At 70.9% G+C, this 12,734-nt stretch carries 14 protein-coding genes; 9 read left to right on the top strand and 5 right to left on the bottom strand.

The window, feature by feature from the left end:
- The first annotated feature begins 18 nt into the window (after positions 1 to 18).
- The 3 genes from ACWCYO_RS31355 to ACWCYO_RS31345 are packed head-to-tail and all read left to right on the top strand — an operon-like array spanning position 19 to position 2,187.
- Entirely contained in the window at positions 19 to 381 is a 363-nt protein-coding gene (locus ACWCYO_RS31355; RefSeq protein WP_030288251.1) for a DUF742 domain-containing protein, read from the top strand.
- Positions 359 to 997 carry a GTP-binding protein gene (locus ACWCYO_RS31350; RefSeq protein WP_270143351.1) on the top strand — a complete coding sequence of 213 codons (639 nt, stop codon included), beginning with the start codon at positions 359 to 361 and terminating at the stop codon, positions 995 to 997. The genes ACWCYO_RS31355 and ACWCYO_RS31350 overlap by 23 nt, the downstream gene beginning before the upstream one ends.
- On the top strand, positions 994 to 2,187 hold the full coding sequence (locus ACWCYO_RS31345) for a cytochrome P450 (protein WP_449786104.1): 1,194 nt from the start codon (positions 994 to 996) through the stop codon (positions 2,185 to 2,187). Before ACWCYO_RS31350 ends, ACWCYO_RS31345 begins: the two co-directional genes overlap by 4 nt.
- A gap of 51 nt (positions 2,188 to 2,238) precedes the next feature.
- Here ACWCYO_RS31345 and msrB read toward each other — a convergent pair whose 3' ends face one another.
- From msrB to ACWCYO_RS31325, 4 genes are all read right to left on the bottom strand, one after another.
- Positions 2,239 to 2,643: a peptide-methionine (R)-S-oxide reductase MsrB gene (msrB, locus tag ACWCYO_RS31340; RefSeq protein WP_270143347.1), complete on the bottom strand. Its 405-nt coding sequence runs from the start codon at positions 2,641 to 2,643 to the stop codon at positions 2,239 to 2,241.
- Between the two features lie 22 nt (positions 2,644 to 2,665).
- Positions 2,666 to 4,075: a UDP-N-acetylmuramate--L-alanine ligase gene (gene murC / locus ACWCYO_RS31335; RefSeq protein WP_449786103.1), complete on the bottom strand. Its 1,410-nt coding sequence runs from the start codon at positions 4,073 to 4,075 to the stop codon at positions 2,666 to 2,668.
- Between the two features lie 108 nt (positions 4,076 to 4,183).
- Positions 4,184 to 4,645, bottom strand: a complete 462-nt coding sequence (locus ACWCYO_RS31330; protein WP_270143345.1) for an indole-3-glycerol phosphate synthase — start codon at positions 4,643 to 4,645, stop codon at positions 4,184 to 4,186.
- Positions 4,646 to 4,696: 51 nt separating this feature from the next.
- Positions 4,697 to 5,488 carry a pyrimidine reductase family protein gene (locus ACWCYO_RS31325; protein ID WP_270143344.1) on the bottom strand — a complete coding sequence of 264 codons (792 nt, stop codon included), beginning with the start codon at positions 5,486 to 5,488 and terminating at the stop codon, positions 4,697 to 4,699.
- Positions 5,489 to 5,573: 85 nt separating this feature from the next.
- Here ACWCYO_RS31325 and zapE point away from each other — a divergent pair, with 85 nt between their 5' ends.
- From zapE to ACWCYO_RS31300, 5 genes are all read left to right on the top strand, one after another.
- Positions 5,574 to 6,662, top strand: coding sequence for a cell division protein ZapE (gene zapE / locus ACWCYO_RS31320; RefSeq protein ID WP_405000630.1), 1,089 nt, complete (start codon positions 5,574 to 5,576; stop codon positions 6,660 to 6,662).
- Complete coding sequence (locus ACWCYO_RS31315; RefSeq protein WP_270143342.1) at positions 6,659 to 7,123, top strand: hypothetical protein; 465 nt, start codon at positions 6,659 to 6,661, stop codon at positions 7,121 to 7,123. The genes zapE and ACWCYO_RS31315 overlap by 4 nt, the downstream gene beginning before the upstream one ends.
- Positions 7,124 to 7,187: 64 nt before the next feature.
- Positions 7,188 to 9,281: an excinuclease ABC subunit UvrB gene (gene uvrB / locus ACWCYO_RS31310; RefSeq protein WP_270143340.1), complete on the top strand. Its 2,094-nt coding sequence runs from the start codon at positions 7,188 to 7,190 to the stop codon at positions 9,279 to 9,281.
- 233 nt (positions 9,282 to 9,514) lie between these two features.
- Positions 9,515 to 10,093 carry a TerD family protein gene (locus ACWCYO_RS31305; protein ID WP_270143338.1) on the top strand — a complete coding sequence of 193 codons (579 nt, stop codon included), beginning with the start codon at positions 9,515 to 9,517 and terminating at the stop codon, positions 10,091 to 10,093.
- Positions 10,094 to 10,282: 189 nt separating this feature from the next.
- Entirely contained in the window at positions 10,283 to 11,263 is a 981-nt protein-coding gene (locus ACWCYO_RS31300; RefSeq protein WP_449786102.1) for a TerC family protein, read from the top strand.
- A 56-nt stretch (positions 11,264 to 11,319) separates the two neighbouring features.
- Here ACWCYO_RS31300 and ACWCYO_RS31295 read toward each other — a convergent pair whose 3' ends face one another.
- Positions 11,320 to 12,075: a GntR family transcriptional regulator gene (locus ACWCYO_RS31295; RefSeq protein ID WP_449786101.1), complete on the bottom strand. Its 756-nt coding sequence runs from the start codon at positions 12,073 to 12,075 to the stop codon at positions 11,320 to 11,322.
- Between the two features lie 102 nt (positions 12,076 to 12,177).
- Here ACWCYO_RS31295 and ACWCYO_RS31290 point away from each other — a divergent pair, with 102 nt between their 5' ends.
- Positions 12,178 to 12,441 (top strand): hypothetical protein, encoded by a 264-nt coding sequence (locus ACWCYO_RS31290; protein ID WP_449786100.1) that lies wholly within the window; start codon positions 12,178 to 12,180, stop codon positions 12,439 to 12,441.
- The last annotated feature ends 293 nt before the right edge of the window (positions 12,442 to 12,734 follow it).

The raw sequence follows: 12,734 nt of genomic DNA, 5'->3' as shown, positions 1-12,734 counted from the left end.
GGGCCCCACCCCCGGATCATGACCGCCGTCCCCCGCAGGCGGATGGTGCCCGCCTACCTGGCCACCGGCGGCCGCAGCCGCCCCGGCACCGAAGGCTTCGAGCGGCTGACCGTCCTGTTCGCGGACCGGGCCGACCGCGCCGAACCGCCGACCGAACTCGAACCCGAACACCGTCGGCTCTGGGAACTGCTGCGCCCCGGCGCGTTGACCGTGGTGGAGGCCGCCGCGCACCTGCGCCTGCCGGTCAGCGCCACCGTCTTCCTCGCGGCCGACCTGGTCGAGGCGGGCTGCCTGCACGCCCGCGCGCCGATCCCGCGCGCCCAGCAGACCGACCGCTCCATCGTCGAGAGGCTCCTCGTTGGACTCCGTGCCCTCCGGTAGCCCGCATGACCGGCCGAGCCGGGTCGGCTACCTGCCCGACCGGGACCAGACGCTGATGAAGCTGGTGGTCGCCGGCCCCTTCGGGGTCGGCAAGACCACCCTCATCCGCACCCTGTCCGAGATCGCCACCCTGCACACCGAGGAGGCGATGACCGAGGCCGGACGGCCGGTGGACGACCTGGCCGGACTGCCCGAGAAGTCCACCACCACCGTCGCGGTGGACTTCGGCCGGCTCACCCTGCCCGGCAACACGGTGCTCTACATGTTCGGCACCCCCGGCCAGCGCCGCTTCTTCCCGCTCTGGCAGGACATCGCCCGCGGCGCCCTGGGCGCCCTGGTGCTCGCCGACACCCGCCGGCTGGCCGACTCCTTCGAGATCATGGACATGGTCGAGGAGCAGGGCCTGCCGTACGCCGTCGCCGTCAACCGCTTCCCGGACTCCCCGGACCACCCGCCCGAGGTGCTGCGCGCCCACCTGGACCTGCACGCCGCGACCCCGCTGCTGCTGTGCGACGCGCGCGAGCGCGGGAGCAGCCTCGACGCGCTGATAGCCCTGGCCGAGCACGTCCTCGACACCCTGCCCGCCGCCTCCACCGACCCCCAGGACCGCCCGTGACCGTCGAGACCCGACCGACCCCGATCTACGGCCCGGTCTTCGCCGCCGACCCGCAACTGGTGTACGAGCGGCTGCGTCGCCACGGCGCGGTCGCCCCGGTGGAGATCGCCCCCGGCGTCGAGGCCCTGCTGGTCACCGACTACCAGGCCGCCCTGGACCTGTTGCGCGACACCGACACCTTCTCCAAGGACTCCCGGGCCTGGCAGGCGACCGTCCCGCCGGACAACCCGCTGCTGCCGGTGCTGGGCTACCGCCCCACCGCGCTGTTCAGCGACGGCCCGACGCACGCCCGCTACCGCGCGGTGATCACCGACGGCCTCGCCCTGTTCGAACCCCACCGACTGCAGCGCCAGGTCGCCGAGGCCGCCCACCAGCTGATCGACCGCTTCGCCGCGGTCGGCCACGCCGACCTGATCGCCGAGTACGCCCGCCAGCTGCCCGCCTTCGTGCTCACCACCTGGTTCGGCGTGCCCGAGGAGCAGCACGCCCGGGTGGTGTCGGCGATCACCGGGCTGATCGAGTCCACCGAGCGGGCCGCCGCCGCCTACCGGGACCTCCTCGGGGTGATCACCGCCATGGTCGCCGAGCGGCGCGAGCGCCCCCGGCACGACCTCGCCTCCTGGTTCGTCACCCACCCGGTCGAACTGGACGACGACGAGGTGATCCGGCAGATCTCCCTGACCCTGATCGCCGGGCACGAGCCGACCACCAACCTGATCGGCAACGCCCTGCTGCGCCTGCTCACCGACGTCCGTTACGCCGGCTCGCTGTTCGGCGGCGCGATGACCGCCCACCAGGCGATCGACGAAGTGCTGTGGCACGAGCCGCCGATGGCCAACCTCTCCGCCCACTACCCGCGCTACGACATCACCTTCCACGGCCGGGAGATCAAGGCCGGTTCGCTGGTGCTGGTCTCCTACGCGGCCGCCAACTCCCAGGCGGCGCCGCCCACCGACGGCGGCGAGCTGCGCAGCGGCGAGAGTGCCCACCTGGCCTGGGCGGCCGGCCCGCACGCCTGCCCGGCCCGCGACCCGGCCCTGCTGATCGCGATCACCGCCATCGAGCAGCTGACCAGTCGGCTCAGCGACCTCGAACTCACTACCCCGGCGGGGGAGTTGCTCTGGCGTCCGGGCCCGTTCCACCGTGCCCTGGTGCACCTCCCGGTCCGCTTCGCGCCGGTGACCGGATAGTACGGAGGGCCCGGACGGTCACCGTCCGGGCCCGTCTGTGATCCGCCGGTCCTACTCGGTCGGCCGCAGCGTCAGCGAGATGCTGTTGATGCAGTAGCGCTGGTCGGTCGGCGTGCCGTAGCCCTCGCCCTCGAAGACGTGCCCCAGGTGCCCGCCGCAACGGGCGCAGCGCACCTCGACCCGGCGCATGCCGAGCGAGTCGTCCTCGATGTACTGGACCCGGTCCTCGGCCAGCGGCGCGTAGTAGGAGGGCCAGCCGCAGTGGCTGTCGAACTTGGTCTCGGAGCTGAACAGCTCCGCCCCACAGGCCCGGCAGCTGTAGACGCCGACGGTCTTGGTGTCGGTGTACTCGCCGACGAACGGGCGCTCGGTGCCCGCCTCGCGGAGCACGTGGTACTCCTCGGGGCTGAGCTGGGCGCGCCACTCGGCCTCGGTCTTCTGGATCTCGTAGCTCATCACGACTCCCGCTCGGCGTACGTCAGACCTTGGAAGCAACGTTCGAGAGGTGCTTGAGAATTTCGGGGCCCAGGTTGGTGACGTCCCCCGCGCCCATGGTGAGCAGCAGGTCGCCCGGGCGGGCCAGGCCGGCCAGCAGGGCGGGGGCGGCGGCGAAGTCGTGCTCGGCGGTGACGTCGGCGCCGGCCCGGCGGGCGGCGTCGATGATCAGTTCGCTGGTCACGCCCGGGATCGGGTCCTCGCGGGCCGGGTAGATGTCCAGCACCACCGAGGCGTCGGCCAGCGCCAGGGCCCGGCCCATCTCCTCGGCGAGCTGCTGGGTGCGGCTGAACAGGTGCGGCTGGAAGACCACCAGGACGCGGCCCCCGCCCTCCAGGCCCTCGCGGATCGCCTCCAGGTCGGCGGTCATCTCGGTCGGGTGGTGGGCGTAGGAGTCGATCACCTGGACGCCGGCCGCCTCGCCCTTGAGCTGCAGGCGGCGGCGCACGCCGATGTAGGCGCCGAGCGCCTTGGCCAGGTCGGCGGCCGGGACGCCCAGCGCGACGCCGGCGGCCAGCGCGGCCACCGCGTTGTGGGCGTAGTGCCGGCCGGGCACCGAGACGGTGAAGGTCAGCTCGGCGCCGTCCAGCAGCACGGTGACCTCGCTGGTCATGCCGCGGGCGACCACCGAGAGGACGCGCAGGTCGGCGTCCTCGGCGGCGCCGACGGTCACCACGTTGAGGCCCTCGCGGCCGGCCACCCGGGAGGTCAGCTCGCGGGCGCCGTCGTGGTCGGCGGAGACGACCAGGGTGCCGCCGGGGGTGATCCGGCCGACGAAGGTCTCGAAGGACTCGTAGATCTCGTCGATCGAGGCGTAGTTGGCGTGGTGGTCCAGCTCCACGTTGAGCACGATCGCCACCTCGGGCGCGTACTTGTGGAAGCTGCGGTCGCTCTCGTCGGCCTCGGCGACGAAGATCTCGCCGGTGCCGTGCTGGGCGTTGGAGCCGGGGGCGTCGAGGTCGCCGCCGATCGCGTAGGACGGGTCCAGGCCCAGCTCGCCGAGGGCGACGGCGAGCATGCTGGTGGTGGTGGTCTTGCCGTGGGTGCCGGCCACCGCCAGCGCCCGGCGGCCGCCCATCAGCGCGGCCAGCGCGTCGGAGCGGTGCACCACCGGGATGCCGCGCTCGCGGGCGGCGACCAGCTCCGGGTTGTCGGCGCGGATCGCGCTGGAGACCACGATGCTGCTGGTGCCGTCCGGCACGTGCTCGGCGGCGTGGCCGACGTGCACCGTCGCGCCGAGGGCGCGCAGCGCGAGGACGGTCTCGGACTCCTTGGAGTCGCTGCCGGAGACGCTGGCGCCGCGCACCGCGAGGATCTTCGCCAGGCCGGACATCCCGGCGCCGCCGATGCCGATGAAGTGCGGGGCGTGCAGGTCGTGCGCGGCGTCGTTCAAGGCGTGGCTCCGTACGGGCGGGGGCTTATGGGCAGATGGGTCCGGCGATGCGCGAATCGTCCTCGCGGACGGACCGCAAGGACGATTCTGCACCACGGGCGCGCCGGGCTAGGAGTCGCTGGCGAACAGCCTCAGCACCGGCACCCCCACCTTGTGCCGGGCCTGGGAGGCCCAGTCGCGGTGGAAGAACTCCTCCACGAAGTGCGGCGAGGTGAGCACCACCACCTCGTCGGCCCGGTGTTCCTCGACCGCCACGCGCAGCCGGTCCAGCGGCTTGTCCTCGACCAGTTCGCCGATCGCCTCGGCGCCGGCCGCGCGCAGGTGGCGCAGGCTGTGCTCGAGCGACTCGCTGGCCACGGTCGGGCCGCTCTCGGACTCGTCGTGCTCGTGCACCACCTTGTCGAGGTGGCCGAGGGCGACGTCGTCGAGCGCCCGCAGCAGTTCGTCCTGCTTGCCGCGCGGCTGCATCAGGACGACGAAGGACACCTTCTCGTCGCTGTGGAGCGTCGTGACCAGCTCCACGTCCGCGTCCGAGAGAGCCTTTTCGATCATCAGTACCGTCTTGAACACGTGAGTCCCTTCCAGTGGCCGGCCCCCGGGCCCCGGCATCGCATAACGGGATCACGATCGGGGGGTCACGGGGTCATCCGAACCCAGGTGACGCAGGTAGCGGGTGAAGAGGAATCCTTTCTGCTCGATCAATGAGACCAGCCGCATCCGCTGCACGTCCGGCATTTCCGCATCGCGGAGGATGCGCGGCGCGTCCCCGCCCGTGACCAGCGGGGCCAGCGACAGGCACAGCTCGTCCAGCAGGCCCGCCGCCGCCAGCTGCCCCAGCAGCCGCGGCCCGCCCTCGGTCAGCAGCCGGGTCCAGCCCCGCTCCACCAGTGCCGCCACCCCCGCCCGCAGGTCCACCGAACCGCGCCCGGCGAGCACCAGGTCGGCCACCTCGGCGACCTCCCGGCGGCGCTCCTCGGCGGCGTCCTCGACGGTGATCACCACCGTCCTGACCAGCGGTTCCGTGAACAGCGGCGCGCTCAGGTCGAGGTCCAGCGAACGGCTCACGATCGCGATCGCCGGGGCCGGGGACTGCCCCGCCGCCGCCCGCGCGGCCGCGAACTCCCGACGGGCCCGGGCCGGCCGGTAACCCTCCGCCCGGACCGTCTCGGCGCCCACCAGCACCACGTCCGACAGCGCGCGCAGCACGCCGAAGATCCGCTTGTCCGCGTCGCCGGACAGGCCCTCGGACAGACCGTCGAGCCTCGCCCCGCCGTCCAGTCCGGAGACCATGTTGGCGCGCAGCCACGGGCGCCCCCGATTCACCTGGTCGGGGTACGCGTAGACGGCGGCGAGCGATTCCAAATCGGACGGATCGGCGACCGGAGCACCCAGCGGGCTGATCAACTGTTGCATGCCCTCAGTGTTCCACCGGAGCCCCTCCGGAGGAGGTCCGGAGGCGTTTCGGGGGCGGTCGGGACCAGGCGTACCCTCTACTACCGTGCCCGCAGCCTCCCGCCCCGCCACCGCGACCGATCCGATAGCCGCCGCGAGCCCGGCCGGCAACCCGATCGCGCTCACCGACCGCCGCCCCGTCGTGCCCGCCGAGCGGCTGGTCGCGGAGATGGTCCCGCCGCCCCGGTTCGCCGACGTGAGCTTCGGGACGTACATCCCGGATCAGACCCAGCCCAGCCAGTACGAGGCGGTCCAGGTCCTCGAGCAGTTCGCCGGCACCCTCGGGCGAGGAAACGGTTCCGCACCCAAGCGCAGCTGGTTCCGCCGCACCGCCCCCGCGCCCACCGGCCCCGCCGGGGTCTACCTCGACGGCGGCTACGGCGTCGGCAAGACCCACCTGCTCGCCTCGCTCTGGCACGCCGCTCCCGGCCCCAAGGCCTTCGGCACCTTCGTCGAGCTGACCAACCTGGTCGGCGCGCTCGGCTTCCAGCAGGCCGTCCAGACCCTCTCCGGGCACACCCTGCTGTGCATCGACGAGTTCGAGCTGGACGACCCGGGCGACACCGTGCTGGTCTCCACCCTGCTCGGCCGGCTGGTCGAGAACGGCGTCAAGCTGTGCGCCACCTCGAACACCCTGCCGGAGAAGCTCGGCGAGGGCCGCTTCGCCGCCGCCGACTTCCTGCGCGAGATCCAGGGCCTGTCCGCGCACTTCCGCCCGATGCGGATCGACGGCCAGGACTACCGCCACCGCGGCCTGCCCGACGCCCCGCCGCCCTACCCCGACGACACCGTCGACGCCGTCGCCGCCCGCACCCCCGGCGCCTCGCTGGACGACTTCGACGCCCTGCTCGCCCACCTCTCCGCCGTCCACCCCAGCCGCTACGGCGCGCTGCTGGACGACGTCACCGCGGTCTGCCTGCGCGGCGTCCGCCAGGTCGACGACCAGTCCACCGCGCTGCGCCTGGTCGTCCTCGCCGACCGGATGTACGACCGCGAGCTGCCCATCACCGCCTCCGGCCTCCCCTTCGACCAGGTCTTCCCCGAGGACATGCTGCGCGGCGGCTACCGCAAGAAGTACCTGCGCGCGATATCCCGCCTGGTCGCCCTCGCCCGGGACAGCGAGAAGCTGGGGTGAACGTCTTCGAGGGCGGGGGCCGCGAGCTGGAACTGCGCAACGGCGCCACCGAGGTGCTGGTCGAGGTCCTGATGCTCGCGGTCACCGCCCTCGCCCGGGAGGACTGGGACCACGCCTTCGCCGCCGAGCTCGCCCGCCAGGACCAGAACCTGATGGGCCGCGGCATGGTCGGCCTGCGGCTTGAGGACCTGGGCTGGGGCCCCGACCCGGAACGCGGCCGCGCCTTCGCCCTCGCCGTCGTCGACCTCGCCCTCACCCGGCACCGCTGGGACGAACTCGGCTACGACCCCCCGCACGCCGAGGACCACCTGCGCACCCTCCGCCTGCTGATCGAGCACACCCGCCCGGCCCCCGCCCCACCCGCCGACCCCACCGAGGTCATGGCCGCCACCTGCCGCCACCACCGCATCCTCACCCCGCTCGCCTGGTACCCCGCCTGCGTCCTCTGCGGCCGCGCTTGACCGAGCGCCTGCGGGCAGAGCGGAAGCGGCCACGGTTGTCAGTCGTGGGTCGTACGGTGGAGGCGTGCGTCCCATCACGAGTATTGAGCGGTCCGTGGCGCCCTTCGAGGTCGTCAGCCCCTTCCAGCCGAACGGTGACCAGCCGGCGGCGATCGCCGAGCTGGAGCGGCGGATCAAGGGAGGGGAGAAGGACGTCGTGCTGCTCGGTGCCACCGGTACCGGCAAGTCGGCCACCACGGCCTGGATGATCGAGAAGCTGCAGCGCCCCACTCTGGTGATGGCGCCGAACAAGACGCTGGCCGCACAGCTGGCGAACGAGTTCCGCGAGCTGCTGCCGAACAACGCGGTCGAGTACTTCGTCTCGTACTACGACTACTACCAGCCGGAGGCGTACGTCCCGCAGACGGACACCTACATCGAGAAGGACTCCTCGATCAACGAGGAGGTCGAGCGGCTGCGCCACTCGGCGACCAACTCGCTGCTCACCCGCCGCGACGTGGTCGTGGTCGCCTCCGTCTCCTGCATCTACGGCCTCGGCACCCCGCAGGAGTACGTGGACCGGATGGTCCCGCTCAAGGTCGGCCAGGAGATCGACCGCGACGTGCTGCTGCGCCGCTTCGTCGACATCCAGTACGCGCGCAACGACGTGGCCTTCACCCGGGGCACCTTCCGGGTCCGCGGCGACACCATCGAGATCTTCCCGGTCTACGAGGAGCTCGCCGTCCGGATCGAGATGTTCGGCGACGAGATCGAGTCGCTCTACACCCTCCACCCGCTCACCGGCGAGATCATCAGCCAGGACGAGCAGATCTACGTCTTCCCCGCCTCGCACTACGTGGCCGGCCCCGAGCGCATGGAGCGGGCGATCACCGGCATCGAGCAGGAGCTGGAGCAGACGCTCGCCAAGCTGGAGAAGCAGGGCAAGCTGCTGGAGGCCCAGCGGCTGCGCATGCGCACCACCTACGACATCGAGATGCTGCGCCAGATCGGCACCTGCTCGGGCGTCGAGAACTACTCGATGCACTTCGACGGCCGCGAGCCCGGCTCCCCGCCGAACACCCTGCTGGACTACTTCCCGGAGGACTTCCTCCTGGTCATCGACGAGTCGCACGTCACCGTCCCGCAGATCGGCGCGATGTACGAGGGCGACGCCTCGCGCAAGCGCACCCTGGTCGAGCACGGCTTCCGGCTGCCGTCCGCGATGGACAACCGCCCGCTGAAGTGGGAGGAGTTCCTGGGCCGGATCGGTCAGACGGTGTACCTGTCGGCGACGCCGGGCCCGTACGAGCTGTCGCGCGGTGACGGCCAGGTCGAGCAGATCATCCGCCCGACCGGTCTGATCGACCCCGAGGTGATCGTCAAGCCGACCGAGGGCCAGATCGACGACCTGGTGCACGAGGTCCGCAAGCGGGTGGAGCGGGACGAGCGCGTCCTGGTCACCACGCTGACCAAGAAGATGGCCGAGGACCTCACCGACTACATGCTCGGCCTGGACATCCGGGTCCGGTACCTGCACAGCGACGTGGACACCCTGCGCCGGGTGGAGCTGCTGCGCGAGCTGCGGGCGGGCAAGTTCGACGTGCTGGTCGGCATCAACCTGCTGCGCGAGGGCCTGGACCTGCCCGAAGTGTCGCTGGTGGCGATCCTGGACGCGGACAAGGAGGGCTTCCTGCGCTCCGGCACGTCGCTCATCCAGACGATCGGCCGCGCCGCCCGCAACGTCTCCGGCCAGGTGCACATGTACGCGGACCGGATCACCCCGTCGATGGCGAAGGCGATCGACGAGACCAACCGCCGCCGGGCCGTGCAGCAGGCCTACAACAAGGAGCACGGGATCGACCCGCAGCCGCTGCGGAAGAAGATCGGCGACATCCTGGACACCCTCGCCCGGGAGGACGTGGACACCGACGAGCTGCTCTCCACCGGCTACCGGGGGTCCACGAAGGGCGGCAAGGCCCCGGTGCCGGTGCTCGGCGGGGAGCGCAAGCCCGCGAAGTCGATGCCGGCCGCCGAGCTGGCGGACCTGATCCAGGAGATGACCGACCGGATGCACACGGCCGCCGCCGATCTCCAGTTCGAGGTCGCGGCCCGGCTGCGCGACGAGGTGAAGGAGCTGAAGAAGGAGCTGCGGCAGATGCGCGAGGCCGGGGTGGCCTGATCGGGCCCCCGAATGACACCGGTCAAGGCCAATGGTGTCTCAGCCTTGCCACAAACCGGTTAACCCGGAGGAGCCGCAGGTGCCGCAGGCCATAGGCTGGCCTGCGGCATCGTGCCCTCGGGACGGGGTTGCGGGCCGTACGCAGAGGGGGCCTCAGCCGGGGGACGGCGACGGGGTGTTCCATCGTGGAGCCGTGCGGGTGTGACCGCGCGGCCGGCAGAGAGGACAACGTCGTGTCGGTGAACCTTGCCAAAGGGCAGCGGGTCAGCCTCCAGAAGGGGGCGGGCGCCACCCTGACCGTGGTGCGGATGGGGCTCGGCTGGCAGGCCGCCCCGAAGCGGGGCCTGTTCGGCAGCCGGACCAGGAAGATCGACCTGGACGCCTCGGCGCTGCTGTACGCCGAGAAGACCCCGACCGACGTGGTGTTCTTCCAGCACCTGGAGTCCACCGACGGCTCGGTACGGCACACCGGGGACAACCTGGAGGGCGGCTCCGGCGCCGAGGACGACGAGGCGATCCTGGTCGACCTGCTGCACGTGCCGGCGCACATCACCCAGGTGGTGTTCACGGTCAGCTCGTACACCGGGCAGACCTTCGCCGAGGTGAGCCGGGCGCACTGCCGGCTGCTGGACGAGACCACCGGGATGGAGCTGGCCCGCTACGAGCTGGCGGGCGGCGGGCCGCACACCGGCCAGATCATGGCGAAGGTGGTCCGGGACGGCAACGGCGGCTGGGAGATGCAGGCGATCGGCGCCCCGGCCAAGGGGCGGACCTTCCAGGACCTGCTGCCGGCGGTCGAGCCGTTCCTCTGACGGCTCTTTACTTTCTTTACTCTTCCTTGCCTTCCCTGTTACTCTTCATGGCAGCGGAGGGGAGTATTCCTCGACAGCCGACCCCGTCATCACGGGTGCCCGTCGCGGCATCCCGGGGCGCTGGCCCGATGGGCGGAAGAGACCTCCGGCAGTGACGACCCGTCTCGCCTGGCTGCCGGAGGAGCAGTAATGGACGTTTCCGTAACCATGTGGGCCACCACGATCGGTGTGCTGATCGCACTGATCGTGGCCGACTTCTTCATCGGGGGACGCAAGCCGCACGAGGTCTCGGTCAAGGAGGCCGGGATCTGGACGGCCGTCTGGATCGTGCTCGCGGCGCTCTTCGGCGGGTTCCTGTGGTGGCACTCCGGCGGTCAGCCGGCCGGCGAGTTCTTCGCCGGCTACATCACCGAGAAGTCGCTCAGCGTCGACAACCTCTTCGTGTTCATCCTGATCATGGGCAAGTTCGCGGTGCCCAGGATCTACCAGCAGCGCGTGCTGATGTTCGGTGTGATCATCGCCCTGGTGCTCCGGGCGGCGTTCATCGCCGGCGGCGCGGCGCTGGTGGCGCAGTTCTCCTGGGTGTTCTTCCTCTTCGGCGCCTTCCTGATCTGGACGGCCTGGAAGCTGATCAAGGAGGCCCGGGCGGATGAGGAGGACGAGGAGTTCGAGGAGAACCGCCTGCTCAAGTCGATCACCCGGCGCTTCCCGTCGACCGACAAGTACCACGGCACCAAGCTGTTCATCGCGGAGAACGGCCGCCGCCTGATCACCCCGATGCTGATCGTCATGCTGGCGATCGGCACCACGGACGTGCTGTTCGCCCTGGACTCGATCCCGGCCATCTTCGGCCTCACCCAGGACCCGTACATCGTCTTCACCGCCAACGCCTTCGCCCTGATGGGCCTGCGCCAGCTGTACTTCCTGATCGGCGGCCTGCTGAAGAAGCTGGTCCACCTGAGCTACGGCCTCTCGGTGATCCTCGGCTTCATCGGCGTGAAGCTGGTCCTCCACGCGGCGCATGAAGCCGGCGCCCACGTCCCGGAGATCGGCATCCCGTTCTCGCTGGCCTTCATCGTGGTGGTGCTGGCCGTGACGACGGTGACCAGCCTGATGGCCTCGAAGAAGCAGGAACAGCCCGAGCGCGAGCCCGAGAAGCTCGACGCCTGACCAGAATTGAGTGAGCTTGGGCCCCGCCGCCGGATGCGTAATCCGGCGGCGGGGCTTCAACTCTGCGGTCGCCGACCGTACTCGGCGACCCAACGCGAGCCGAGCAGCACGATGTCGGCGGTCTCGACCGGGCGGCCGGTGGCCTGGTCGTAGTAGGTGCGCTCAATTGCCATGACGGGCACGGCTGGTGCGACGCCGAGGGCCTGGGCCTCGGACCGAGTCGCCTGGCGGGCAGTGACCCGCTCGACCGGCATGCCGACCTCGATGCCGATGAGAGCCATCCGGTCGGCGACGCCGATCCCGGCGTGCGGTCCGGCTTCCGGCAGGACGATCAGGCTGCCGCCGGTGATGGTCATGGGCTCCCAGCTCTCGGCGAGTTGAGCCGGTTCGCCGTCCGCCAGGTAGACGTAGCTGGTGTGCATCGCCGGATCACCGGGCTGGATCTCCAGTCGGGCCGCGATCCGGGTGTCGGCGGCACGAGGCTGGGACTCGTGCCGCCAAGTGCCGACCACGCCTTGCCGGGCGAGGGCGGCCTCGGTAGGGGAGCCGTCGCCGGGTGCCACGCGCTGGCGCCGCACCAAAACGGCCGGCGGCTCCTGGGACTTGACGTAGTAACCGGCGCCTGGGCGCGCGAGCACGAGCCCTTCGTCGATCAGCACGGCGTAGGCCCGCTGGATCACGCCCGTCGAGACGCCGTGTTCGCGCTGAAGTGCACTGATGGACGGCATTCGATCGCCTGGCTGAAGCCGCCGGGAGGCGATTTGGGTGCGCAGGGCGTCCGCGACCTGCAGATAAGAGGGTGTGTCGCTCACGCCTCGGCCTCCTCGCTCCGAACGGTGCGTTGTGGCTGACACCGTAACGCTCGTGACGCTACTCTATCGATACGATTTCACCGTGCCGATAGGGAAACTTCGGTGCAGATCAGCATGCGCACGTGCCTCATCAGGGCTGCCCCTGGCCAGGCCGCTGGGGCGGCCGTGCGAGTCACCAAAGGGAGGGCCGGTCGTGTTCGGCTCTCAACAACCGCGCCAGCCGACACCTCGTCCACACGGTGGGCCGAGCTGCTCGAAATCCTCCGGTCGGGCTTCGAATGGGGCTCCACCGATGCGACTGGCGAGGTCATCGTCTGGGTCGAGTTGGAGGACTTCAACATGATCGACGTGGGGGTGTGGTCGTGACCGCTGCCGCCCGACGGTCGGACTCGCCGACCAGCATTGTGATCCGCTTCGACGTGAGCAGAGCCGGGCGCTACGTCAGCGCCGAATGCCAGTTGGATGCGCACTGGGCCTGCCCCGGCGGTGTCCGAGAGGACTCCGGGGCCGTCGTCTTGCTGTGCCTCTGCATGGCATCGGATTGTGCCTGTGGTCGCCATCTCTCAGGGGGCGAGCAATGATCCGGGCTGGTCGGCTCCAATTGGAGCCGACCAGCCCGGAATTCGTCACCAGCCGCGCACGCCCCACAACTCCACGTG

This window comes from Kitasatospora sp. NPDC001683 (assembly GCF_053596495.1).
This window is presented reverse-complemented; position numbering and strand designations above follow the sequence as displayed.